We start from the raw sequence: 24,000 nt of genomic DNA, 5'->3' as shown, positions 1-24,000 counted from the left end.
GGCGTACGGTGCGGACATTGGAGACTCCTGAATGAGTGATGGTCAGGATGACCGTAGCCGCTGCACTCCTGGTTCGGTAGTTCGCTCGGTCGCCAGGAACCGTCGGCGCGGTTCCCGGCTCGGAGACAGACGTCACCTCGGTCAGGACGGGTGGCGGGCGGTCCACTCGCGGAACGGGGCCGTCGGGTCGTCGACCCGGCCCTGCTCGCTCGGCAGGGCGCGCTCCGCGACGGGCTTCGCGTACTCGTCGTAGAAGGTGGCGAGCGTCATCAGGCGGTTGCCGTCCTCGTAGTGCTCGCCCTCCTGCTCCCGCGTCGCGGCGAAGACCACGCGGTCCGGCTGGGCGTAGTACAGCGCGCCGAGGCACATCGGGCACGGGTACGCGGTGACGAACACCTCGTGGCCGGTGAGGTCGGTGATGCCCTGCTCGGCGGCGGCGCGGATCGCGCGGATCTCGGCGTGCGCGGTCGGGTCGCCGGTCTGGGCGACGTGGTTGACGGCCTCGACCACGACCTCGCCGTCGCGGACGATCAGGCAGGCGAAGGGCTCGCCACCGTCGTGGACGTTGTCGAGGGCGCGGGCGACCGCGAGGGCGGTGAGTTCGTCGTCGTGCATGCCGGCCACGGTGCTCCCGGTCGGTGCTCGTCGGGTGTGCGTCCGGGGGACGGGGACGATCGGATCGCGGTGCTGGTCAGCCGAGCCAGGACGGGTCGGCGAAGAGCTCCTCGACCTCGGTGACGAAGCGCGAGGCGTGGAAGCCGTCCACCGCCGCGTGGTTGATCCGGAGCGCCATCGGCATGCGGGTGCGTCCGTCCACCTGCCGGTAGCGTCCGAGCGTGATCACGGGCGCCAGGTGGTCCTCGGCGCCCGTCAGGTGCAGCGCGAAGCCGGTGAACGACGTGCGGGGGAGCGTCGAGACGTCGAAGAGGTCGGTGCGACCGGTGCCCTGCGGGAACATGCGGTGGTCGTCGCGGTACCGCTCGGTCGTGGCGACCACGGCGTCGTGGAACGCCCGTGCGTCGGGGTCGTACTCGGTGACGAGCACCGAGAAGGTCTCCGTGTCGGGGTGGAAGACGGTGAAGGTCGGGTGCACCACGTCCCACACCGCGGGCCGGCCCTCCTCGGTGAGCTGCATCCGGAACTCGTCGTGCCGGTTCACGACCGTCGCGAGCACCCAGATCTGCGACGGGTACGTCTTCGCGCCGGCGGCCCGGGCGGCGTCGACGAAGGCGGTGACGTCGACCTCCACGGTCATCTCCCACGCACAGGGCTCCCGCCGGTAGTGCGCGAAGTGCTCGGCGCGGGGCCACTGGTCGAGGTCGATCGGTCGGAGTCGGTCCACCCGGCCAGTCTCGTCCCCCGGACTCCCGACGCGCGTGCACCGGACGGCGGTTCAGTGGTGCATGCCCTCGACGCCGTTCTCACCAGCGCTCGCGACGTTCTTCCGCGGGCTCGCCGCGCACAACGAGAAGTCGTGGTTCGAGGAGCACCGCGACGACTGGGAACGGCACGTGCAGGAGCCGATGGAGGCGCTCCTGCACGAGGCCGAGCGCCGCTACGGTGCCGGACGGGTGCTCCGGCAGCACCGCGACCTGCGCTTCACGCCGGACGAGCGGCCCTACCGCGAGGACACCGGTCTCACCGCGGGCGGCACGTACCTCAGTGCCGGAGCGGACGGGTTGCAGGTCGGCGGTGGACTCTACGAACCGTCCCGCGCACAGCTGCGGGCAGCGCGCACCACCATCGACGAGCACCCGCAGGCCGCGGCCGCGCTGCAGCGTGAGCTCGACGAACTGACCGATGCCGGGTACGAGCTGGCCGGACCGCCGCTGAAGACCGCCCCGCGCGGGTACGACGTGGACCACCCGCGGATCGACCTGCTCCGGATGCAGCACTACGCGGCGCTCGTGCACCTGCCGCTGGAGAGCTCCCTCGACGACATCACCGCGGCGTGGGACCGCGTGCAGCCGCTGGTCCGGTGGACGGTGAAGTGGGCACGGGCGGACGACCCGGAGGCTTCGGACGACCCGGCGCCGCCCGTGCCGGGAGCCCGGTCGATCGACGAGCGCGCCTGATCGCCCGTCCGTCGGCTGCTCCCTAGGCTCGGGGCATGCCGACGCTCGATCGTTCCCCTGCCCTCGTCGCCACCGGGTTCCTCGCGATCCCCGTAGCCCAGGCGCTCGTCGCACTGCCGAGCGACCTGCTGTCGACGATCCAGGCGGCGCCGATCGACCCGGCCCTCGCCGACACCGCAGCGTTCTCCGAGGCGTACGGCTACCCGCTGGAGGGCGGCGCGAACTGCATCGTCGTCGTGGGGAAGCGCGGCGACGAGGTCCGCCACGCGGCGTGCGTGGTGCTCGCGTCGACGAAGCTCGACGTGAACCGGGTCGTGAAGAAGCTGCTGGACGTCCGCAAGGCGAGCTTCGCGCCGATGGACCAGGCGGTCGAGCTGACCGGCATGGAGTACGGCGGGATCACCCCGATCGGGCTGCCAGCGGACTGGCCGGTGTACGTCGACGCCCGCGTGCTCGGTGCTCCGGAGGTCGTCGTGGGCGCCGGGCTCCGCGGGGCGAAGGTGTTCCTGCCCGGGCGGACCCTGGCGGCGCTGCCGAACGTCACCGTGGTCGAGGGGCTGGCCGTCGAGGACCAGGCCACCGACGCCCCCGACACCCCGGACGCCTCCGACGCCACCGACGTCGGCTGAGCCCCGTCAGCGGGCGGCGGCCAGGGTCTTCGTGATCCGCTGCAGCGAGACCGTCTCGGCGGTGCCGAGCTCCTGGGCGAACAGGCTCAGGCGGAACTCCTCGAGCATCCACCGTGCGTGCACGAGCTCGGCGTGGGCCCCGACCGACGGCGGGAACACGCCACCGGCGTCGGTGTAGCGGTCGGTGGCGACCGTGACCTCACGCATCCACGTGGCGTCACGTCCGGGGTTCTGCAGGAGCTTCTGCACGCGGGCCTCGACACCCCGCAGGTACACCCGGATCCGCCGGAGCCGGTCGAGCCCGGCGACGGCGACGAAGCCCGGGAAGACCAGGCGCTCCACCTGCTGGCGCATGTCGGTCAGCGCCGGCAGGAGCGCCATCGAGTTCGCCTGCTTCATCGCCTTGTCGGCCGCCCGCTGCGCGGTGAGCACGGCGGCGACCTCGGACACGGCGGTGAACATCGTGTCGACGACGGTGGAGGACACGGCATCGCGGACCGCCTCGAAGTCGGCCTTCGTGAAGACCAGACCGTCGGGGTGGGTGCGTCGGATGCCCGCGTCCACGACGGCGGCCAGCACGTCGTCGAACAGCGCTGCGGTCGACGCGTACGGGCTCGCGGCCAGCGCGAGCTTCTCCTGCGCCGTGAGGTGCGACTGCACGTACGACACCGGCGAGGGCACGGCGTGCATGACGAGCCGACGGACGCCGGCGGGCATGTTCACAGCGCGGTCACCGGGGGTCGCCAGGAGGCGGACACCGACCGTCGCCTTCGGACCGTCGCCCTCCTCGACCAGCGACGGGTAGGCACGGATCACGCCACCGGCCTGCTTCGTGTCGAGGACCTGCGGCAGGTCGTCGGACGGCCAGGCGGTGAGGCCGGAGCGTTCCACCTGCGTGCCGGAGGAGGCCCCGGCGACGCGCGCCGCGCCTCCCGGCCGGGCCGCTGCCCTCGCCGTCGCGGAGGCGACGCTCTGCTGCGTCCGATCCTTCAGCTTCGTCTGGAGGGCCGCGAGGTCCTTCCCGGACTCGACCCGACGGCCGCGCTCGTCGACGACCGCCCAGGTGGGCAGCAGGTGCGCCGGCACCCGGGACAGGTCGAAGTCGGCCTCGGTCACCGGCACGTACGTCATCCGCTGGATCGCCGCAGCGAGGGTCGCGCGGAAGGACTCCGTCGGCTCGGTCGGAGCGTCGTCGGGCAGTTCGGCGACGATCTTCTCGGCCCAGTCGGCAGCGGGGACGACGTTCTTCCGGATCTGCTTCGGCAGCGACTTGATGAGTGCGGTGACGAGTTCCTTCCGCAGGCCACGGACCTGCCAGTCGAAGCCCTCCTCGCGCATGCGGGGGAGCAGCGCGAGCGGCACCTGCACGCTGACGCCGTCGTCCTGCGCGCCCGGCTCGAAGCGGTACTTGATCGCCAGGCGCTGGTCACCGGAACGCCACTGCGTCGGGTACTCCTGCTCGTCCTGGGCGGCCTCGGCGGCGTCCTCGTCGAGCAGGTCCTGCCGCCGCATCGTGAGCAGGTCCGGCTGCTCGCGACGGGTCGTCCGCCACCACCCCTCGAAGTCGCGCGTGGTGGCGACGTCCGCAGGGATCCGTGCGTCGTAGAAGTCGTACACACGCTCGTCGTCGAACAGGATGTCGCGACGGCGGGTGCGCTCCTCGAGCTGCTCGAGCTCGCGGCGGAGCTTCCGGTTCGCCCGGTCGAAGGCCTGCTGCGCGTCCCACTCGCCCTCGACCAGGGCGTGGCGGATGAACAGCTCGCGCGAGTGCTCGGGGTCGACGCGCCCGTACTGCACGCGGCGACGCTGCACGATCGGGACACCGAACAGCGTCACGCGCTCGTACGCGACGACCGCACCCTGCTTCTTCTCCCAGTGCGGCTCGCCGTAGGTGCGCTTGAGCAGGTCACCGGCGAGCGGCTCGACCCACGCGGGGTCGATCCGGCCGACGGTCCGGGCGAACAGCCGACTCGTCTCGACGAGCTCGGCGGCCATCACGGCGTCGGGCTGCTTCTTCGCCAGGACGCTGCCCGGGAACACCACGAACCGGACGTTGCGCGCGCCGAGGTAGTCGCGCTTCTCCTTGTCCCGCAGCCCGATCTGGCTGAGGAGCCCGGCGAGCAGCGAACGGTGCACGGCGTCGCCGTCCTCGGAGCGCGACTGTCCCACCCGCACGTCGACCTGCTTCGCGGCGCGGGACAGCTGCCGGTACAGGTCCTGCCACTCGCGGATGCGCAAGTAGTTCAGGAACTCGGCCTTGCACAGGCGGCGGAACGCGCTCGACGACAGCTCCTCCTGCTTGTCCTCGATGTGGTTCCAGAGGTTGAGCAGGGTGAGGAAGTCGCTCGTCGGATCGGCGAACCGGGCGTGCAGCTGGTCGGCGTGGGCACGCTTCTCGAGCGGTCGTTCACGTGGGTCCTGGATGCTCAGGGCGCTGACGATCGCGATGACCTCGCGCCCGACGCCCTGGCGACCGGCCTCGAGCACCATCCGGCCGAGCCGCGGGTCGATCGGCAACCGGGTGAGCTGTCGGCCCGACCTGGTGATCCGGCCGTCGCGGTCGACCGCGCGGAGCTCCCGCAGCAGGTCGAGGCCGTCCTTGACGCCCCGGGAGTCCGGCGGCTGCAGGAACGGGAAGCGTTCGATGTCGCCGAAGCCGAGGGAGATCATCTGCAGGATGACCGCCGCGAGGTTCGTGCGGAGGATCTCGGGGTCGGTGAACTCCGGACGGCGCGTGAAGTCGTCCTCGGAGTAGAGCCGGACCGCGATGCCCGCGCTGGTGCGACCCGCGCGTCCGGAACGCTGGTTCGCGCTCGCCTGGCTGATCGCCTCGATCGGCAGCCGCTGCACCTTCGCCCGCGGGGAGTACCGGGAGATGCGGGCGGTGCCGGTGTCGATCACGTACTTGATGCCCGGCACCGTCAGGGAGGTCTCCGCCACGTTCGTGGCGAGGACGATGCGGCGACGGACACCCGGGGTGGTCCGGCGCTCGAACACGCGGTGCTGGTCGGCGGCGGAGAGTCGGCCGTAGAGCGGCAGGACCTCGGTGCCCGGGTACCGCTTGCCCTCGATCGCCTCCTGCGCGTCGCGGATCTCGTTCTCGCCCGACAGGAACACGAGGACGTCGCCCGGGTCCTCGCGCGCGAGTTCGTCGAGCGCGTCGGTGATGCCCTGGAGCACGTCGCGGTCGTCCGCGCTCCCACCGCGGCCACCGCTGTCGTCGGTCCGCGGGTCGGTGTCGTCGCCCTCGTCCGCACCGGTGTCACCGTCCGCCGCGTCGTCGGCGACGAGCGGCCGGTAGCGGACCTCGACCGGGTACGTCCGGCCGGACACCTCGATGATCGGAGCGCCGCCGAAGTGCTGCGAGAACGATTCTGGGTCGATCGTCGCACTCGTGATGATGACCTTGAGGTCGGGGCGCCGGGGGAGCAGCCGCTTCAGGTACCCGAGCAGGAAGTCGATCGTCAGCGAGCGCTCGTGGGCCTCGTCGATGATGATCGTGTCGTAGCGCTCCAGGTCACGGTCGAAGTGGATCTCGTTGAGGAGGATCCCGTCGGTCATGAGCTTGATCCGGGTGTTCCCGCTCACCTTGTCGGTGAACCGCACCTGGTAGCCGACCAGGTCGCCCAGCTCGCTGCCGAGCTCCTCGGACACGCGCTCGGCGATGGTGCGGGCGGCGATCCGGCGGGGCTGGGTGTGCCCGATCGACTCGCGGCCGAGCTCCAGGCAGATCTTCGGCAGCTGCGTCGTCTTGCCCGAGCCCGTGGCGCCGGCGACGATGACGACCTGGTGGTCACGGATCGCGGCGGCGATGTCGTCCCGCCGCTGCGACACCGGCAGTTCGGGCGGGTACGTGATGACGGGCGTGGCAGACATGAGCATTCCAGGATAGCGGTCCGTGCGGCGGCTGTCGTCAGCGGAGCTGCTCGGCGAGCGCGGCGTCGCTCCGGGCCGGCAACGCACAGACGTGGTCGTGGCAGACGTAGGCGGCTGGTGCTGCGCTGTCCCGCCCGGCGAACAGCGAGAACCCGGCGGCGGCCCACGCCCGTGCCTGGTCCGGGGTCACGGTCGCGACCACGGTGCCCGGCCGGCGGGCGGCGAGGCCGGTCCACCGCATCGGGTCGTCGCGGCCGGACACGACGACGACCTCACGCGAGGGACGCTGCAGGGCGAGCGCGACCCCGAGGGCGTCGGCGTGGCCGAGCGGCCGCTCGGTACCGGTGCGTGCACGGTCGGCGACGAGCCGCGTCGCGGCGTCCCGGAGTGCCCGGTCACCGGTGAGTGCGGCCAGTGTCGCCGCGGTCGCAGCCAGTGCGACGGTGCCGGACCGCAGTGCCGTCTGCGGCTGCTCACCCGTCGTCGTTCCGGCTGCCCGCAGGACCGGATCAACCTCGAAGCGACCGGCGAGGCCGTCGTCGACGAGCGCGCGTGCCGTCTCGGCGTACCGGACCTCGCCGCTGAGCAGCGCGAGTTCGAGCAGCCCCTCGGCGAGCAGTCCGACGTCCTCGATCGTGGGAGGCGCCGCGGACGTGCCGTGGTCGGTGCTCGACCGGACCACCACGTGTCCGTCGCGCACGTGGGCGGCCAGGACCGCGTCGGCGGCACCCTGCGCGAGGGCGGTGCACTCGTCGTCACCGCTCCGGGCCGCAGCACGCGCGAGCCCGCGGATCGCGAGGCCGTTCCACCCCGTCAGCACCTGGTCGTCGAGGGGCGGTGCGTCGAACCGCCCGCGCTCGTCGAGTGGCAGCCGGTACCAGTCGCCCTCGACGCGTCGCCCGTCGATGGTCGACTCGCTGTCCTGCGCCGCGACGAAGGCGCCGTCGGGCCGTCGCAGCGTGTCGCGCAGGAAGTCGGCGATGCCCCGTGCCTGCTCCGCCCCGGCGATCGCGAGCAGCCCCGCGTTGTCGTAGAGCATCCGTTCGTAGTGCGGCACGCTCCAGTCGCGCTTGGTCGCGTACCGGAACACGCCGCCGTCGGCGTCCGTCAGCTCGGTCGTCCGGATCGCCCGGAGGCTCCGCTCGAGCAACCCGCGTGCGGCGGCGTCACCGTCGGCCGCGACGTCGGAGAGGAACTCGAGGAGCGGCGCGCTCGGGAACTTCGGCGCACCGCCGAAGCCGCCGTACGTGGTGTCCTCCGCCGAGACGAGCTGCGCGGTCACGGAGCGGATCGCGTCGACGGACGGGAGGCGCGGCGTGTCTGCGTCGGACCGCTCGCCACCCTGGGCGGTGGCGTCGGCCTGCGCCCCCTGCGCGATCGCCGCGGCGATCGCGCTCGCGTTCGCGTCCACCTCGTGCCGCCGCTGGGTCCATGCATCGAGCACCGCCGTGAGGACCTGGCGGAACGACCCGACCTGGCCGACCGGGGTCGGCGGGTAGTAGGTCCCCGCGAAGAACACCCGGCCCTCGGGCGTCGCGAACGCGGTCAGTGGCCACCCGAGCTGCTGCGTGAAGGCGCTCGCGGAAGCCATGAGGCTGGCGTCCACGTCGGGCCGCTCTTCTCGGTCGACCTTGACGGCGACGAAGTCGCGACGGAGCAGCTCGCCGATCTCGGGGTCGGAGAAGCTCTCGCGCGCCATCACGTGACACCAGTGGCACGTGGCGTACCCGACCGAGACGAGCACCGGGACGTCGCGCTCCCGTGCCTCGGCGAACGCGTCGGGTCCCCACTCGCGCCAGTCCACCGGGTTGTCGGCGTGCAGACGGAGGTACGGGCTGACGGCGGTCCCGAGCCGGTTGTCGTTCATGCGTCCAGCCTGCCCCGCGGGCGCTGGACGGTGCTGACGATCCGGTGACCGGTGGACAGGTCGTGCTCGTCCACAGGCGCAGGCCGTGGAGTCCGGGACACCGTGCCCGGGCCGGCGGTCAGCCGGGCAGCCAGCCCGTGAGCGACGCGAGCCGTCGCGCGATCTCGAGCGGGGACCTGTCGTCGGTGTCCACCCGGGCGACCGTGTCCGCGACGGCCGAGTCGAGCCTCCCGGCCGTCGCCGTGCTGTGGGCGAGCTGCGCATGCGGGACCGTGCCGCCCGCCCGCCGGGCCAGACGACCGGCGGTGGTGGCGTCGGAGGCGCGGAGCAGGACCGCGGTGACGAGCGGGTCGTCGCCCATCGCGGCGGCGAGCCGCTCGTGCTCGAGCACGGACACGGTGTTCGTGAAGACGAGCCGGTGGTGCCCGAGCTCGCGGTACGCCGCCCACATCGCGCGCAGGTTCCGCTCGGCGAGCCGGACGGCGGGGTGCGCCACGTGCGGAGCCGGGTGCGCGAGGTCCAGGAGGTCGCCCTCGATGACCGCGTGCGGGACGTCGGCAGCCACCAGCAGGTCGTGGAGCGCCTCGGCCGCCGTCGACTTGCCGACGCCCGAACGCCCGCCGACGAACAGGACCTCCGAGCGGGGCACCGGCTCAGCCCCTGCCGAGCGAGAGCAGCACGAGGGCGGCGTCCTCCGGGCCGTAGTCGAACATCCGCTCCCAGAACGGGTCCTCCGCCCAGGGGACGTCGCCGCCGGCCGGCACGGCGTGCGCGGTCTCGAGCAGCCAGTCGACCTCGGGCCGCACCGCCTCGGCGTACCGCGGGGGCTGCCAGCCGAGCGCCCGTGCCGCCGTCGTGTCGAGGACGAACGGCGACGGCGAGCTCCACGGGGTCGTCCCGACGAAGGCGGGGGCGTCCTCGTCGAGCAGGACCTCGTCGAAGCGGTGGTCGACGAGTCCGGCCACGGTCCGCACGATCTCCAGCACGTCGGGCGCGGTCTCGTCGGCCACGTTGAGGATCCGGCGGTCCGGAGCGTCGGCGACGAGGCGCACGAGTGACGCGATCCCACTCGCCGCCGTCGTGTGGTCGACGCCCCGTCCGTGGTCCGCGAGCAGGATCCGCTCCCGGCCGTCGAGCGCGCGACGCACCACGAACCACTCCCGGGGGCGGCCGATCCCGACGCCGTACACCTTCGAGGGGCGCAGCACGGTGACGGGAGCGCCGTGGTCGAGCAGGACCTGTTCGGCGGCGACCTTCGCGGCGCCGTAGCCCTCGCGCGAGGTCGGGTCGCCGTCGCCCGCGACGACGGTCGGCTGGAGCTCCGTGACCGCGCCGCCGAACACCGGCCGTCCGACCGAGTTCGCGTGCCGCCCTCGGTCGTCGACGTAGACCGCCTTCGAGGACACGAACACCGTCGAGCCGACGTCGTCGAGGAACGGTCGCAGCTGCAGGGCGTCGTCGCGGGTCGCGCCCACGGTGTCGACGAGCAGGTCGGCGCCGGGACGCAGGAGTTCGCGGAGCACGCTCGTGTCGCGGCGGTCACCGGCCACGAAGGAGGCGCCGGCCGCCGTCAGCGCATCGGCTGCGGGACCGCCGTGTCGTGCCACGACGTCGATCTGCCAGTCGTCGCCACCGCGGCCGGAGACGTCGAGGAGGTCTCGGACCACCGCCGACCCGATCCCGCCGGTACCGCCGAGGACGACCGCGCGTCTGGTGCTCATGCGCCAACGCTAGTGCCGCGGGGACGGCCCGGACGCCCGGCCAGCCCGGTCGGCCCGGCCAGCGCGGTCGGCGTGGCCGACGTTGTGGCGTCAGGACGCGAGCAGCTCCGGCTCGAGGCGCCACCACTCGGCGAGCGAGCCGTCGTAGACCTTCACCTGGTCGTGCCCGAGCACCGTCAGGGCGAGCGCGTCGACGCAGGCCGCGCTGCCGACGCCGCAGTACGTCACGATCTCGTCGCCGTCGAGCACCGGCGCGAACACCTCGGCGAGTGCCGGGCCGCGACGGAGGGTGTTGGTGTCGGGGTCGACCACGTCGTCCGTGGTGATCGCCGTGCTGCCGGGGACCACGCCGGGGTGGTCGGGTCCCAGCGCCGACGGGGGAGCCGCCAGGACGACCGCCGCGGGCTCCTCGCCGCGGACGGCGCGCAGGACACGGTCGTGGTCGGCCCACACGGGGCGTTCCTCGCCGGCCAGGAACGGCTCGGCGGACGGCGACCGGGTGCTGCCACGGAGCGGTCCGACGCGGACGGGCCGTCCCTCGTCCCGCCACTTGGTGAACCCACCGTCGAGCACCGCGACGTCGTCGAAGCCGAACGCGCGGAAGATCCACCAGAGCCGTGCCGCCCACTCACCGACGCTGTCGTCGTAGACCACCACGGTCGAGCCGTTGGTCACGCCCAGTCCACTCGCGGCGGACTCGAAACGCTCCGCCGTCGGGCGGGTGAAGGGCACGTCCGCGTCGGGCGTCGAGAAGTCGTCGACCAGGTCGGCGTACCGGGCGCCCGGTACGTGCCCGTGCTGCTCGTACGCGTCGCGGGCGGCCTGCCAGTGCATCGCCGTGCCGACCCCGGTGGCGTGCACCGAGGCATCGAGGACGACGAGATCGTCGGCACCGATGTGGTCGGCGAGCCACTGCGTCGACACGAGCGGCGAGGTCAGGACGGGGGCCATGGCGCTCAGGGTAACCGGGGCCACTGATGTGCCGCAGGAGGACCGACACAGTGCGCAACGCCGCCGTCCCGACCACGGGGTGTGCCGAATCCGTGCGCACCGGAACGGCCGGGGTCGGTCGTTCCTTCGGCCAGCCCCGAGGACGCGACATCCCACGCGTCGATCGACGCGTGGGATGTCGCAGAGCGGGGGCAGAGCAGGGCAGGGCGGACCGGGGGCGGACCGGGCGCGGAGCGGCTCGGGTCGCGGGAGCGGGGCGGCTAGTGCGCCGCTGCCGGGATGCTGCCCGTGGTCGCGGACGCCGCGCGCTCGAGCTTCGCGAGTCGCACCGACTGCCGGTTGATGAGCAGGCCGCCGGCGAGGGCGACGAGCACGAGCACCCCGGCCGAGATGCCGAAGGCGACGTGGTACCCGTCGATCACCGCCTGGGCCTGCTGCAGCTTCGTCGGTGCTGCCGAGAGGCCCGACAGGCTGTCCTTCACGACGTCGGCGAAGATCGTCGAGAGCAGGGCGGTGCCGATCGAGCCGCCGATCTGCTGCATCGTGTTGACCGTCGCCGAGGCCACGCCGGCGTCCGCCCGTGCGACACCGGTCGTCGCGGTGTTCATCGCGGACGAGAAGATCGTGCCCATGCCGAGACCGATGACGATCAGCGCCGGCAGGACGGTGCCCGCGTAGGTGCTGTCGACGTCGGTGCGGAGCAGCAGCAGGAGCCCGGTCGCCGCGACGAGTCCGCCCGCGAAGATCAGGACCTTCGGGCCGACGCGGGGGAGCAGCCGCCCGCCGATCTGCGTCGCCGACACCATGATCGACAGCGGCATCGGCAGGAACGCCAGACCGGTCTGCAGCGAACTGAAGCCGAGGGTCTGCTCGAGGTAGTACGTCAGGAACAGGAAGATGCCGAACATGCCGATCGCCACGAGGCCGATCGCGATGAAGGCACCGCCGCGGTCGCGGTCGAGGACGACGCGCAGCGGCAGGAGCGGGTGCGCGACGCGGGTCTCGATGACCACGAACGCGGCGACGAGCAGGACGCCCGCGGCGAGCATGACGATGGTGAGCGGGGCGTCCCAGCCGTTCGACTCGGCGTTCGAGAAGCCGTAGACGATGCCGACCAGGCCCGCGGTGATCGTCAGCACACCGGCCACGTCGATGCGCGGACGCTCGACCTTCGGCGGCTTCGCCATGAACACGAGCGCACCGATGACCCCGAGGACCGCGAACACGACGTTCACGTAGAGGCACCAGCGCCAGGACGCGTACTCGGTGAGCACGCCGCCGAGCAGCAGGCCGATCGCCGCACCCGAGCCGGCGATGGACCCGAAGATGCCGAACGCCCGGCCGCGTTCCTTCGGATCGCGGAAGGTCGTGGTGAGCATGCCGAGCGCCGAGGGGGCGAGCAGGGCACCGAAGACGCCCTGCAGTGCGCGGGCGGCGACGAGCAGGCCGAACGAGTCGGCGAGACCACCGAGCACCGAGGCCAGGGCGAACCCGACCAGGCCGACGATGAAGGTGGTCTTCCGGCCGAACAGGTCACCGAGGCGACCGCCGAGCAGGAGCAGGGAGCCGAACGCGAGCGAGTACGCGGTGACGATCCACTGCCGCTGGTCGGTGCCGAAGCCGAGATCGGCCTGCGCCGAGGGGAGGGCGATGTTCACGATGGTCGCGTCGAGCACGACCATGAGCTGGGCGAGGGCGATGACCGCCAGTGCGATCCACCGGTGGTTCGGCCTGTCGGAGCCGGAGCCGGTCGTGGTGCCGGCAGCACGGCCGGTCGTCGTCGGTGCCGACCCGGTCGGGGTCGGCACGGTCTGTTCTGCCGTCACGGCAGCCTCCTTCGGAGAAGGGTGGAGGTGGCGGAGCACGCGCCGTCGAGCGCTTCGCGAGGAGGTGGAACCGGATGTGGTGCATCCGTTTGCGTCGAGTGTAGACCGAAACGGAGCCACCGCATCCGTTTGTTCCCAGAATCGTCAACTACCGTCGACGTCGTGAGCACCACCGACACCGCGCACGACCTCGAGCGCCCCCTGCGCGCCGACGCCGCGCGCAACCGCGAGCTGATCCTGCAGACCGCGCGCAGGTGCTTCGCCGAGCGGGGTCTGTCGGTCACGTTGAACGACATCGCGCACGAGGCCGGGGTCGGCGTCGGCACCGTCTACCGCCGGTTCGCCGACAAGGACGCCCTGATCGAGGCGTTGCTCGCCACCAAGTTCGAGGCGATGAACGCCGCCGCCGCCCGAGCCGCGCAGGAGACCGATCCGCGCGAGGCCCTCCGCGTCTACCTGACGGGCGTGTTCGAGTTCCGCGCGCGCGACCGTGCCCTGGCGGACGCCATCGTCCGCGCGGGGAAGGCGCGGCCGTCGATCGTGCACGAGCGGGACCGGCTCGAGCGCCAGGTCGCGACCATCATCGAGCGAGCGGCGGCGTCCGGGGTGGTGCGGGCCGGGTTCAGCTACGCCGACCTGCCGATGCTCACCACGATGGTCGGCGCCGTCGCGGACGCCACGCGCGCCCACGACCCCGACGCCTGGCGCCGCTACGCCGAGGTCGTGCTCGAGGGCGTGCTGCCCGGCGGCACCACCGACCCCATGGTCGGCGCCCCGCTCGACCGCACCGCCATCGAGCGCGCCCTGCACGGCCAGCCCTGACGGTCGCCTGACGCGGTATGCGCCGGGCGGGAGGCTCGTGGCGGCCGGGCACCGCGCCTCCGTGCCGACAGCGGGTCGGCAGTCACCGGCGTCCCGCGCGGTCACGTCCCCAGGGCCGGACCGCTCCAGCCAGCTCGGCAGCACCGCTCCAGCCAGCTCGGCAGCACCGCTACAGCCAGCTCGGCAACCAGTAGTGCGACCGGACGAAGTCCCACGGCATCTGCAAGCCGGTCCACATCGGGTACCAGTAGGCCGACGCGAGCACGACGACACCGAGGTACACGCCGACCCAGACCAACGCCCGGGTCCGCCGCGGCCGCGGGTCGGTCCGAGAGCCGGCGACGAGTCCGATCGCCGCAGCCAGGGCGATGACGAGGAACGGCTCGAACGCCACCGTGTAGAACTGGAACACCGTGCGGTCGGTGTACAGCAGCCAGGGCAGGTACCCGCCCGCGACACCGATGAGCACGAAGCCGTACTCCCACCGGCGCCGCAGCACGAAGAGCACGAGCAGCGCGACCGCCGCGATCACCGAGGCGTACCAGACGAACGGGTTCGCGATGCCGGTGATCGCCTCGCCGCAGCGGTCCGCCCAGCAGCCGTCCTGCCCGTGGTTCGTCCCGACGTAGTACATCGACGTGGGGCGCTGCATGACGAGCCACAGCAGCGGGTTCGCCTGGTACGAGTGCGGGGTGTGCAGGCCGATGTTGAAGCCGTAGATCTCCGACTGGTAGTGCCACCAGTTCTGGAACGGGTCCGGCACCCACGCGAGCAGTCCCGTCCACCGCTCGCCGCCGGAGGCGATCCAGTTCCGGTCCCACCCACCGGAGGTCCGGAACCACCCCGTCCACGATGCCAGGTATGTCACGGCAGCGACCGGCACGGTGAGCAGGAACGTCACCGGCGCCTGCTGCAGGAAGGCGCTCGAGGACCAGAACGTCACGCCCGCCCGGCGGCGCATCACCATGTCGCTCAGCACGGAGTACAGGGCGAAGAACGCCAGGAAGTACAGGCCGGACCACTTCGTCGCGGACGCCAGACCGAGGGCGACGCCCATCGCGACGAGCCACGGCCGCCAGACCAGCACCGGCCCCCAGAGCGTGTCACCGCCGCCGTCCGCCCGGCGTCGGACCCAGTCGTCGAGCCGCCGCTGTGTCCACCGCCGGTCGAGCAGCAGCGCACCCGCGCCGAGCACGACGAAGAAGGTCAGGATGCCGTCGAGCAGCGTCACGCGCGACAGCACGATCGCCTGGCCGTCGATCGCGAGCAGGAAGCCGGCGAGCGTCCCGATCGCGGTCGAGCGGAACAGCGAGCGGGCGATGACCGCGGTCAGGAACACGGTCGCGGTGCCGAGCACGGCGACCGTGAACCGCCACCCGAACGAGCTGTCGGCGCCGAACAGCAGCATCCCGAGGCCGATCAGGTACTTCCCGAGCGGCGGGTGCGCGATGAACTCCGCCGCCCTCGAGTACAGGTCGGTCTCGCCGTCCGCGAAGCGCTGGTCGGTCGTCGGGGCGCCGTCGTCGGAGGAGTTCGACGGCCAGGTGCCCTCGTAGCCGAGGTGCACGATCGACCAGCCGTCCTTGACGTAGTACGTCTCGTCGAACACGAGCGAGTGCGGGTGTCCGAGTCCCACCAGACGGAGCACGGCCGCCAGCAGCGTCACCGCGATCGGACCCGTCCAGCGCCACACGGCGACCCGCCGCGACGTCGAGAGGACCCGACCCCACCAGTCGTCGAGGCGGGAGCCGGCCGGTCCGTCGACGAGGGCGGTGCGGTCGTCGGTCAGCTCGCTGGTCATCGCCTGCATCCTACGGATCGCCGCCACGGCGGACCTGGCACCAGAATGGGGAGGTGATCGTCCTCGCAGCAACGCCCATCGGCAACCTCGGCGACGCGTCTCGTCGTCTCGTCGAGACCCTCTCGAACGCGAGCGTGGTGGCCGCCGAGGACACCCGGACCGCGATCCACCTGATGCGTGCGCTCGGCATCGAGAACCGCCCGCGCCTGATCGCCCTCCACGAGCACAACGAGCGCGCGAAGGCCGCCGAGGTGGTCGAGCTCGCCCGCGACGAGGACGTGGTGGTCCTCACCGACGCGGGCATGCCCGCGATCAGCGACCCCGGCTTCCCCCTCGTGGAGGCCGCGGCGGCCGCCGGGGTGACCGTCACCGCCCTGCCCGGCCCGTCCGCGGTGCTCATGGCGCTCGCCGTGTCGGGCCTGCCGACCGACCGGTTCAGCTTCGAGGGCTTCCCGACCCGCAGGGCGGGGGAGCGTCGTCGTCTCTTCGCGTCCCTGGCCGGTGAGCAGCGGACGATGGTGTTCTTCGAGTCACCGCACCGGCTCGCCGACACGCTCGCCGACATGGCCGCGGGGTTCGGGGACGACCGCCGCGCGGTCGTGTGCCGCGAGCTCACGAAGCTGCACGAGGAGGTCCGCCGCGACTCGCTCGCCGCGCTCGCCGCCTGGGCCGCCGACGGGGTGCGCGGTGAGATCTGCGTGGTCGTCGAGGGCTCGACCGGCGCGCTCGACGTGACGAGCATCGAGGACGGTGTGCGGCTCGTGCTCGAGCGGGTCGCCGCCGGGTCGCGCATGAAGGAGGCCGCCGCGGCGGTCGCGGACGCGACCGGCCTGTCGAAGCGCGACCTGTACGAGGGCGCGCTCGCCGCGCGGTAGCGCCGACCACCGTCGGTCTGGAGGCGCGGGGCGGGCCCGCCACCCGCCTCCCGTCCGGTTCTCCACAGGCGGCGCGCGGGGCGCGTCACGCGGCTCCGGCCCGCCCGTAGGATGGTCCGCATGTCCGACGGGTCCTCGTTCAGCATCACCACGCCGATCTTCTACGTGAACGACGTGCCCCACATCGGGCACGCCTACACCGAGGTCGCCGCGGACTTCATGGCACGGTGGCACCGGCAGCGGGGCGACGACGCCTGGCTGCTCACGGGGACCGACGAGCACGGCCAGAAGATCCTCCGGACCGCCAGCGCCAACGACGTCTCCCCGAAGGAGTGGGCCGACCGGCTCGTCACCGACGCGTGGAAGCCGCTGCTCGACACGGTCGACGTGGCGAACGACGACTTCATCCGCACGACCGACGAACGGCACGAGCGCGGCGTGACCGCGTTCCTGCAGAAGCTGTACGACGACGGCTACATCTACGCCGGCGAGTTCGAGGGCTTCTACTGCGTCGGGTGCGAGGAGTACAAGCAGCCGAGCGACCTCGTGCCCGGCACGGGTCCCTACGAGGGGCAGCAGGTCTGCGCGATCCACTCGATCCCCGTCGAGGTCCTCGCCGAGCGCAACTACTTCTTCCGGATGAGCGACTTCGAGCAGCGCCTGCTCGACCTGTACGAGTCGAACCCGCAGTTCATCCAGCCCGAGAGCGTCCGCAACGAGATCGTCTCCTTCGTGAAGCAGGGCCTGCGCGACCTGTCGATCTCGCGCTCGAGCTTCGACTGGGGCATCACGATCCCCTGGGACCACGACCACGTGCTCTACGTGTGGTTCGACGCCCTGCTGAACTACGTCACCGCCCTCGGCTACGGGTCGGACGACGACGAGGCGTTCCAGCGCCTCTGGCCGAGCGTGCACGTCGTGGGCAAGGACATCGCCCGCTTCCACGCGGTGATCTGGCCCGCCATGCTCATGGCGGCGGGCCTCCCCGTGCCGGAGCGCGTGTTCGGTCACGGCTGGCTGCTCGTCGGCGGCGAGAAGATGTCGAAGTCGAAGCTCACCGGCATCGCACCGTCGGAGATCACCGACACCTTCGGCTCGGATGCCTTCCGCTACTACTTCCTCCGCGCGATCACCTTCGGGCAGGACGGCAACTTCAGCTGGGAGGACATCTCCGCCCGGTACTCGGCCGACCTCGCCAACGGCTTCGGCAACCTCGCCTCGCGTCTCGTCGCGATGCTGCAGAAGTACTTCGACGGTGCCGTGCCGTCGCGCGGCGAGCTGACCCCGTCGGACGAGGCGATCGACGCGCTCGCGGTGTCCGTCACCGAGCGTGCGGACGCCGCGGTCGAGGCCTTCGCGCCGCACGAGGCGATCGCCGCTGTGTGGGAGCTCGTCGACGCGCTGAACGGGTACATCACCGAGCAGGAGCCCTGGGCGCTGGCGAAGGACGAGTCGGCGCGCGAGCGTCTCGGCACAGTCCTGGCGACGGCCCTCCGCGGCCTCGGCACCGTGAACGTCCTCGTGTCCCCGGTGATGCCGAAGGCGACGGAGAAGCTCTGGGCGTCGATCGGTGCCGGCGGATCGGTGACCGAGCAGCGTGTCGACCGCGCCTACGAGTGGCAGGGCGCTGCAACCGTCGTGCCGCTCGGGTCCGGCCTGTTCCCGCGCATCGAGCAGCAGCCCGAGCAGGGCGCAGCGTGACCGACGCGGCGGACGGCTCGCACGTCCGGGCGCGTGGCGAGGGGGCGTCCGGCGGCTCGAAGCGCGACCTGAGCTACCCACCGCTGCCGCAGGCGCTCGTGGTGCCGGTGTACGACAACCACACGCACATGGAGATCGCCGACGGCGTCGGCGAGGGTGGCGACGGTCCGCTCGACTACCGCGAGCACCTCGACCGTGCGTCGAGCGTCGGGGTCCGCGGCGTCGTGCAGGTCGGCACCGACCTCGCGACGTCGGAGTGGTCGGCGCAGATCGCCGCGCGGGAGCCCCGCGTGCTCGCCGCCGTCGCGCTGCACCCGAACGAGGCGCCCGTGCTCGACGAGCAGGGGCTGCTCGACGAGCACCTCGCCGGCATCGAGCGGCTCGCGGCGCTGCCCCGCGTCCGGGCGATCGGCGAGACCGGTCTCGACTTCTTCCGCACCGGCGAGGACGGCCGCGCGGCACAGGTCCGCTCGTTCGAGGAGCACATCCGCATCGCGAAGGAGCACGACCTCGCGCTGACGATCCACGATCGTGACGCGCACGAGGCCGTGGTCGAGGTGCTCGACCGCGTCGGCGCTCCCGAGAAGACCGTCTTCCACTGCTTCTCCGGCGGTCCCGACCTCGCCCGGCTCTGCGCCGAGCGCGGCTGGTACATGTCCTTCGCCGGCACCGTCACGTTCAAGAACGCCCAGTCGCTCCGAGACGCCCTGCAGGTCGCGCCGCGGCACCTGGTCATGATCGAGACGGACGCCCCGTTCCTCACGCCGACGCCGTACCGCGGCCGGCCGAACGCGCCGTACCTGATCCCGCTCACGCTCCGGTCGATGGCCGAGACCCTCGGTACCGACCCGTCGATGCTCGCGGCGCAGATCGCCTCGACGACCGAGCTCGTCTACGGTGCGTGGGACGCCGAGCCCGTCACGGTGGACCAGTAGTCGTGGGCGCACTGCTCGGCCCGGCGGAGATCCGGGACCTCGCCGCCAAGCTCGACGTCACCCCGACGAAGAAGCTCGGCCAGAACTTCGTGCACGACGCCAACACCGTGCGCCGCATCGTCTCGGCCGGCCGGGTCACGTCGGACTCCCGGGTGCTCGAGATCGGACCGGGGCTGGGCTCCCTGACCCTCGGGCTGACCGAGACCGGCGCGTCCGTCACGGCGGTGGAGATCGACGGTCGGCTCGCAGCCCAGCTGCCCGCGACCGTCGCGGCGATGCAGCCGGACGCGCGCCTGCGGGTCGTGCACCAGGACGCGCTCGCGGTGACCGCGGACGAACTGCCCGAGGCTCCGACGCACGTCGTGGCGAACCTGCCGTACAACGTCTCCGTCCCCGTGCTGCTGCACCTGCTCGCGACCTTCCCGACCATCGAGCGGGTGCTCGTCATGGTGCAGGCCGAGGTCGGCCACCGCATCGCCGCCGGGCCGGGCAGCAAGGTCTACGGGGCGCCGAGCGTCAAGGCCGCCTGGTACGGGTCGTGGTCGACCGCCGGGCAGATCAGCCGCCAGGTCTTCTGGCCGGTGCCGAACGTCGACAGCGTGCTCGTCGGGTTCGACCGTCGTGAGCGCCCGGGGGACGAGACGCTGCGCGCGCAGGTCTTCGAGCTCGTCGACGGGGCGTTCCAGCAGCGCCGGAAGATGCTCCGGCAGAGCCTGTCCGGGGTCCTGGGGTCCAGCGCCCGTGCGTCGGAGTTGCTGACCGCGGCCGGTCTCGACCCGACTGCTCGGGGTGAGGCGCTGTCGCCGGACGACTTCGTGCGCCTCGGACGGACGGTCCTCGCCGCCGCCTGACGGCAGGCGGTCGTGTCACCGCTCCGGCCCGGTGGTCGTCGTGTCGGCGACGGAGCCCTAGGCTGACCGCGTGCACGCTCCGACCTCCCGTCTCGCCCTGGCGATCACGCTCTTCTTCCTCGCGGGCGGTGCACTCGTCGTGGTCGTCGCCGTCGTCGCCCTCGTCCGTGACGCCGGCGACGATGCTGCCTGGGCAGCCGCCCTGTTCGGAGCAGGCCTGGCGGCGTGGGGGCTCTGGTTCAACCAACTCGCGGACGAGGACGAGGACGGGGCGTCCACCGGGGCCGAGCCGCGGGCTGCGAGGAGCTCCATCGGCACCCTGGCGATGGTCGCCGTCCTGGCCGGGGGTGCCTTCTGGGTGCTCCGTGGGCCGCTGGACAGGACGCTGGCCGAGTCGCTCCTCGTCACCGCCATCGTGCTGGGGCTCTGGGCGTTGAACCGGGGTCTCGACGCGCGGATCCGGCGTCGGCGCGCCGCCGGCGAGGTCGACTGACGGAGCAGCGTGCTCCCGCCGGCGTCGGCGCCGGCGCCGGCGCCGGCGCCGGCACCGGTACCAGCACCGGCCCCGACCCCGACCCCGGCCTGACGGTCGACGTGCACACGTCTCCTCGCCCGGGGCTGATCCGCCCGTGGTGCGTGGCTCAGTGACCGCGGCCGGCCATCGCCTCGAGGATCTGCTGGTGCGTCCCGTCGCGCTCGGCCCAGCGCAGCGGCTGGACGTCCTGCACGAGGATCTCCGGCGCGGCACCGGAGTCGAGCAGACCCATCACCTCGTCCGTGAAGGCGTCGAGGGGCATCCCGCCGAAGTCGGCGCCACCCATCAGGTCCGTCTGCACGGCCGGCGGGGCGAGCTCCAGCACCGCCACCGAGCTGCCGACGAGCTGCTGCCGGAGCGCCTGCGTGTACGAGTGCACCGCGGCCTTCGTGGCGCTGTAGGTCGGGGTCGCGGTCAGCGGGACGAAGGCCAGACCGGACGACACCGTGATCAGCGTCGCCGCCGGCCGGGAGAGCAGGTGCGGCAGGAAGGCGTCGATGAGCCGGATCGTCCCGACCAGGTTGGTCTGGACGGTCGCGAGTGCGTCGTCGATGTGTCCGGGGTCGCGCAGGTCCTCGTTGCGCATGATGCCCGACATCGTGACGACGGTGTCGAGCTCCGGCCAGCGGGCCGTCACGTCCGCTGCCGCGCTCGCGATGGAGTCCGCGTCGGCGACGTCGATCGCGACGGTACCGAAGCCGTGCTCGGCGGCGAGGGCGTCCAGGCGGTCCTGGCGGCGGCCGCCGATGACGACGGTGCTGCCGGCGGCCTGCAGGCGCTGCGCGAGGGCGAGCCCGAGGCCCGAGGTCGCGCCGGAGATGAAGACGGTGCTGTTCGTGGTGTCCATGCCGACCACGATGCTCCTGCGCGCGGGGCTCCTCCAGGGCGCGGGCATCGGGGGACCGGCGGTCCCTGGCTCCGCTCCGGCCGAGACGGCACGATGGGGGCATGGACCGCCCCGCGCTCGCCGACTTCCTGCGCCGCCGCCGCGAGCTGCTGCGCCCCGAGGACGTCGGCCTCGGCAGTGGTCCCCGTCGGCGGACCCCCGGACTCCGTCGCGAGGAGGTCGCCGCACTCGCCGGGATGAGCGTCGACTACTACACGCGGCTCGAGCAGCAGCGGGGCCCGCAGCCGTCGGAGCAGATGGTCGCGGCGATCGCCCGGGCCCTCCGGTGCAGCCTCGACGAACGCGACCACCTGTTCCACCTCGCCGGGCACACGGCGCCGGTCCGGATGCACCGCCCGGACCACGTGGACCCCGCGATCCTGCGTGTGCTCGACCGGCTCGAGGACACCCCGGCGATCGTCGTGAGCCACCTCGGTGAGACGCTCGTCGAGAACCGGCTCGCTCGGGCACTGCTCGGCGGATCCGTCGACCTGCCCGGCAACGAGCGCTACCAGGCGTGGCGCTGGTTCGTCTCGGGGACGGAGCAGGCGAAGTACGCGCCCGAACAGCACGAACGACTCGGTCGGGTGGTGGTCGCGTCGCTCCGCGCGGCCGTCGGGCTCGCGGGGCCGAGCGACCGTCGGGCGACGGAGCTCGTCGCCGAACTGCAGCGCCGCAGCCCGCAGTTCCGGGAGCTCTGGGAACGCCACGAGGTCGCGACCCGCTGGTCGGACGACAAGACCATCGTGCAGCCCGAGCTCGGCCGGATCACCGTCGACTGCCAGGTGCTCCACACGGACGACAAGGCGCAGGCGCTCCTGTTGTTCACCGCGCCCGCGGGGAGCGAGGACGCGCAGAAGCTCGAGCTCCTCGGCGTCGTCGGCACGCAGCAGTTCGGCGCCGACCGCGTCGCGCGCTGATCCTCAGTCCGCCGACGCACCCCGTGCCCGCAGGGCCTCGACGACGGCTTCGGGGTCGTTGCACCGGAACCGCAGCGACCGCGCCCCGCGGATCGCGACCTGCACGCCGGGTCCGCCGTCGAGCAGCACCGCCGTGCCGCCGGGGACGAGCCGGATGCCGAGCCCGCCGGAGTTGCCGCCCGTCATGTGCACGACCTCGGCTGACGTGATCTGCTCGGGGGCGACGCGCCGCCGGTACCACCAGGGGCGGACACGGACCTCGAGCACCTCGTCGACCCGCACCGTCATCCGCATGGTCATCATCCCGATGCCGAGCGCGACCGTGACGGCGAGGGTGACCACCATCACGCCGACGTCCGACGCCGACGGCGGCTGGTCCTGCCACCCCGCCGGCACCGCGAGCACGAGCGTCGCGATCCCGACGGCGGTCGCGATCACGGCCCACCCCACGACGGTCATCACACGGCCTGGACGGACGGTCTCCTCGTACGCGGGGTAGGACATGCGTTCCACCCTCGCACACCCGGCGCTCCGGCACGAGGTGACCCCGCCGCGATGGCACGAGGCGACCGCGCGCGGACGCACGCCGCAATCCCGCGTCACACACCTGGCACCCCCAGGGGGAGCGTGCCTAGGGTGGCCCGGTGACAACTCCGCGCGTGTACGTCATCCACGAGAACCCCGAGTGGTTCCCGCCGTTCGCCGCTGCCTTCGCGGCAGAAGGGGTGCCGGTCGAGGAACTCCTGCTCACCGACGGCGGTGCCCTGGGCAGCATCGACCTCACCGCCGAGCCGGCTCCGGGCGTCTACTGGTCGCGGATGTCCGCGTCGAGCCACACCCGCGGCAACGAGCACAGCAAGGAGTACGCCCGCGCGCTGCTCGGCTGGCTCGAGCGCTCCGGTGCGACGGTCGTGAACGGCAGCCACGTGCTCGAGCTCGAGGTGTCGAAGGTCGCCCAGCACGGGCTCCTCCGGGACGCCGGCTTCGACGTGCCCCGCACGACCGCGGTCTTCGGGTCGGCCGCCCTCAAGGGCGCCGCGCGGACCTTCACGGGAGGGCAGGACGTCCCGTTCATCACGAAGCACAACCAGGGCGGCAAGGGCCTCGGCGTCCGCCGTTTCGACACCCTCGCCGAGTTCGACGCGTACGTCGACAGCCCCGAGTTCGAGGCCCCCGTCGACGGCATCACGCTGCTCCAGGAGCTCCTGACCGCCCGCGAGCCGTTCATCACCCGAGCCGAGTTCGTCGGCGGCGAGTTCGTCTACGCGGTCCGTGTCGACACGAGCGCCGGCAGCTTCGAGCTCTGCCCGGCCGACGCGTGCGAGGTGCCCCAGGTCATCGCCGGCGCCGTCTGCGACGTGCCCGGCGCCGAGACGACCGGCGCCGGGGCACCGGGCGCACCGGCCGCCTTCAGCATCCGTGACGAGGTCACGGCCGACCACCCGCTCGTGCAGCAGCTCCGGACGTTCCTCGCCGACCAGCGCATCCAGGTCGCGGGTGTCGAGTTCATGGAGACCACGGACGGCCGCACGGTCGTCTACGACGTGAACACGAACACGAACTACAACCCCGCCGTCGAGGCGGTCGCGCCGGTCTCCGGTCCGCGCGCGATCGCGCGCTTCACCGGCGCGCTCCTCGAGCGGGCGTACGCCACGTCGGCGACCACGGCCTGAGACGACACCACCCACCGGCCTGGAGGCTCGTGGCGGGCCCGCCCCGCGCCTCCCGG

General features: G+C 72.5%; 21 protein-coding genes. 10 read left to right on the top strand and 11 right to left on the bottom strand.

What is annotated here, in order from left to right; all coding sequences use genetic code 11:
- Positions 1-141 precede the first annotated feature (141 nt).
- Together M3677_RS09655 and M3677_RS09650 are read right to left on the bottom strand one after the other, a co-directional pair.
- A complete protein-coding gene (locus M3677_RS09655) occupies positions 142-615 on the bottom strand; it encodes a nucleoside deaminase (RefSeq protein ID WP_251160407.1) in 474 nt (157 codons plus the stop codon).
- 76 nt (positions 616-691) lie between these two features.
- Complete coding sequence (locus M3677_RS09650; RefSeq protein WP_209685540.1) at positions 692-1,342, bottom strand: CatA-like O-acetyltransferase; 651 nt, start codon at positions 1,340-1,342, stop codon at positions 692-694.
- Between the two features lie 61 nt (positions 1,343-1,403).
- Here M3677_RS09650 and M3677_RS09645 point away from each other — a divergent pair, with 61 nt between their 5' ends.
- Both M3677_RS09645 and M3677_RS09640 read left to right on the top strand, forming a co-directional pair.
- Positions 1,404-2,075 carry a DUF2461 domain-containing protein gene (locus M3677_RS09645; RefSeq protein ID WP_066655937.1) on the top strand — a complete coding sequence of 224 codons (672 nt, stop codon included), beginning with the start codon at positions 1,404-1,406 and terminating at the stop codon, positions 2,073-2,075.
- 35 nt (positions 2,076-2,110) lie between these two features.
- Complete coding sequence (locus tag M3677_RS09640; protein WP_251160406.1) at positions 2,111-2,704, top strand: YbaK/EbsC family protein; 594 nt, start codon at positions 2,111-2,113, stop codon at positions 2,702-2,704.
- Positions 2,705-2,710: 6 nt separating this feature from the next.
- Here M3677_RS09640 and hrpA read toward each other — a convergent pair whose 3' ends face one another.
- From hrpA to M3677_RS09610, 6 genes are all read right to left on the bottom strand, one after another.
- Positions 2,711-6,580 (bottom strand): ATP-dependent RNA helicase HrpA, encoded by a 3,870-nt coding sequence (gene hrpA, locus M3677_RS09635; protein ID WP_251160405.1) that lies wholly within the window; start codon positions 6,578-6,580, stop codon positions 2,711-2,713.
- Between the two features lie 37 nt (positions 6,581-6,617).
- Positions 6,618-8,447: a thioredoxin domain-containing protein gene (locus M3677_RS09630; protein ID WP_251160404.1), complete on the bottom strand. Its 1,830-nt coding sequence runs from the start codon at positions 8,445-8,447 to the stop codon at positions 6,618-6,620.
- Positions 8,448-8,565: 118 nt separating this feature from the next.
- Positions 8,566-9,096 (bottom strand): AAA family ATPase, encoded by a 531-nt coding sequence (locus M3677_RS09625; protein ID WP_251160403.1) that lies wholly within the window; start codon positions 9,094-9,096, stop codon positions 8,566-8,568.
- Positions 9,097-9,100: 4 nt separating this feature from the next.
- Positions 9,101-10,168, bottom strand: coding sequence for an NAD(P)-dependent oxidoreductase (locus M3677_RS09620; protein WP_066655929.1), 1,068 nt, complete (start codon positions 10,166-10,168; stop codon positions 9,101-9,103).
- Between the two features lie 90 nt (positions 10,169-10,258).
- Positions 10,259-11,119 carry a sulfurtransferase gene (locus M3677_RS09615; protein ID WP_251160402.1) on the bottom strand — a complete coding sequence of 287 codons (861 nt, stop codon included), beginning with the start codon at positions 11,117-11,119 and terminating at the stop codon, positions 10,259-10,261.
- 260 nt (positions 11,120-11,379) lie between these two features.
- The gene (locus M3677_RS09610; RefSeq protein WP_251160401.1) at positions 11,380-12,945 is read right to left on the bottom strand and encodes an MFS transporter; all 1,566 of its coding nucleotides are present in this window, start codon (positions 12,943-12,945) and stop codon (positions 11,380-11,382) included.
- A gap of 162 nt (positions 12,946-13,107) precedes the next feature.
- On the opposite strand from M3677_RS09610, the gene M3677_RS09605 reads away from it, so the two are divergent.
- Positions 13,108-13,767, top strand: coding sequence for a TetR/AcrR family transcriptional regulator (locus M3677_RS09605; protein ID WP_066655923.1), 660 nt, complete (start codon positions 13,108-13,110; stop codon positions 13,765-13,767).
- Positions 13,768-13,936: 169 nt separating this feature from the next.
- Here the strand turns inward: M3677_RS09605 and M3677_RS09600 are convergent, their stop codons facing one another.
- Positions 13,937-15,568 carry a dolichyl-phosphate-mannose--protein mannosyltransferase gene (locus M3677_RS09600; RefSeq protein ID WP_251160400.1) on the bottom strand — a complete coding sequence of 544 codons (1,632 nt, stop codon included), beginning with the start codon at positions 15,566-15,568 and terminating at the stop codon, positions 13,937-13,939.
- A 53-nt stretch (positions 15,569-15,621) separates the two neighbouring features.
- On the opposite strand from M3677_RS09600, the gene rsmI reads away from it, so the two are divergent.
- The 5 genes from rsmI to M3677_RS09575 all read left to right on the top strand — a co-directional run bounded on the left by rsmI (position 15,622) and on the right by M3677_RS09575 (position 20,423).
- The gene (rsmI, locus tag M3677_RS09595) at positions 15,622-16,443 is read left to right on the top strand and encodes a 16S rRNA (cytidine(1402)-2'-O)-methyltransferase (protein ID WP_251160399.1); all 822 of its coding nucleotides are present in this window, start codon (positions 15,622-15,624) and stop codon (positions 16,441-16,443) included.
- A 120-nt stretch (positions 16,444-16,563) separates the two neighbouring features.
- Positions 16,564-18,144 carry a methionine--tRNA ligase gene (gene metG, locus M3677_RS09590; protein ID WP_251154467.1) on the top strand — a complete coding sequence of 527 codons (1,581 nt, stop codon included), beginning with the start codon at positions 16,564-16,566 and terminating at the stop codon, positions 18,142-18,144.
- Entirely contained in the window at positions 18,141-19,079 is a 939-nt protein-coding gene (locus M3677_RS09585; protein ID WP_066655919.1) for a TatD family hydrolase, read from the top strand. Before metG ends, M3677_RS09585 begins: the two co-directional genes overlap by 4 nt.
- 2 nt (positions 19,080-19,081) lie before the next feature.
- The gene (rsmA, locus tag M3677_RS09580) at positions 19,082-19,930 is read left to right on the top strand and encodes a 16S rRNA (adenine(1518)-N(6)/adenine(1519)-N(6))-dimethyltransferase RsmA (RefSeq protein WP_251160398.1); all 849 of its coding nucleotides are present in this window, start codon (positions 19,082-19,084) and stop codon (positions 19,928-19,930) included.
- 70 nt (positions 19,931-20,000) lie between these two features.
- Positions 20,001-20,423, top strand: a complete 423-nt coding sequence (locus tag M3677_RS09575) for a hypothetical protein (protein ID WP_066655914.1) — start codon at positions 20,001-20,003, stop codon at positions 20,421-20,423.
- 148 nt (positions 20,424-20,571) lie between these two features.
- Here M3677_RS09575 and M3677_RS09570 read toward each other — a convergent pair whose 3' ends face one another.
- Entirely contained in the window at positions 20,572-21,312 is a 741-nt protein-coding gene (locus tag M3677_RS09570; RefSeq protein WP_209685562.1) for an SDR family oxidoreductase, read from the bottom strand.
- Positions 21,313-21,413: 101 nt separating this feature from the next.
- Between M3677_RS09570 and M3677_RS09565 the strand changes: the two genes are divergently transcribed.
- On the top strand, positions 21,414-22,271 hold the full coding sequence (locus tag M3677_RS09565) for a helix-turn-helix transcriptional regulator (RefSeq protein WP_251160397.1): 858 nt from the start codon (positions 21,414-21,416) through the stop codon (positions 22,269-22,271).
- Positions 22,272-22,274: 3 nt separating this feature from the next.
- On the opposite strand, the gene M3677_RS09560 is transcribed toward M3677_RS09565, so the two are convergent.
- Entirely contained in the window at positions 22,275-22,775 is a 501-nt protein-coding gene (locus tag M3677_RS09560) for a hypothetical protein (RefSeq protein ID WP_251160396.1), read from the bottom strand.
- A gap of 140 nt (positions 22,776-22,915) precedes the next feature.
- On the opposite strand from M3677_RS09560, the gene M3677_RS09555 reads away from it, so the two are divergent.
- The gene (locus tag M3677_RS09555; RefSeq protein WP_251160395.1) at positions 22,916-23,944 is read left to right on the top strand and encodes an alpha-L-glutamate ligase; all 1,029 of its coding nucleotides are present in this window, start codon (positions 22,916-22,918) and stop codon (positions 23,942-23,944) included.
- Positions 23,945-24,000: the final 56 nt, after the last annotated feature.

Source organism: Curtobacterium sp. P97, from assembly GCF_023712445.1.
Taxonomy (GTDB): domain Bacteria; phylum Actinomycetota; class Actinomycetes; order Actinomycetales; family Microbacteriaceae; genus Curtobacterium.
Note: the sequence above shows the minus strand (reverse complement) of the source record. Positions and strands in the feature narration are given on the sequence as shown.

Coding starts and splice junctions, on each gene's coding strand:
- M3677_RS09615 (WP_251160402.1), bottom strand. CDS start 11,119: ATGGCCCCCGTCCTGACCTCGCCGCTCGTGTCGACGCAGTGGCTCGCC.
- M3677_RS09620 (WP_066655929.1), bottom strand. CDS start 10,168: ATGAGCACCAGACGCGCGGTCGTCCTCGGCGGTACCGGCGGGATCGGG.
- M3677_RS09640 (WP_251160406.1), top strand. CDS start 2,111: ATGCCGACGCTCGATCGTTCCCCTGCCCTCGTCGCCACCGGGTTCCTC.
- hrpA (WP_251160405.1), bottom strand. CDS start 6,580: ATGTCTGCCACGCCCGTCATCACGTACCCGCCCGAACTGCCGGTGTCG.
- M3677_RS09600 (WP_251160400.1), bottom strand. CDS start 15,568: ATGACCAGCGAGCTGACCGACGACCGCACCGCCCTCGTCGACGGACCG.
- M3677_RS09560 (WP_251160396.1), bottom strand. CDS start 22,775: ATGTCCTACCCCGCGTACGAGGAGACCGTCCGTCCAGGCCGTGTGATG.
- M3677_RS09570 (WP_209685562.1), bottom strand. CDS start 21,312: ATGGACACCACGAACAGCACCGTCTTCATCTCCGGCGCGACCTCGGGC.
- M3677_RS09565 (WP_251160397.1), top strand. CDS start 21,414: ATGGACCGCCCCGCGCTCGCCGACTTCCTGCGCCGCCGCCGCGAGCTG.
- M3677_RS09630 (WP_251160404.1), bottom strand. CDS start 8,447: ATGAACGACAACCGGCTCGGGACCGCCGTCAGCCCGTACCTCCGTCTG.
- M3677_RS09655 (WP_251160407.1), bottom strand. CDS start 615: ATGCACGACGACGAACTCACCGCCCTCGCGGTCGCCCGCGCCCTCGAC.
- M3677_RS09645 (WP_066655937.1), top strand. CDS start 1,404: ATGCCCTCGACGCCGTTCTCACCAGCGCTCGCGACGTTCTTCCGCGGG.
- metG (WP_251154467.1), top strand. CDS start 16,564: ATGTCCGACGGGTCCTCGTTCAGCATCACCACGCCGATCTTCTACGTG.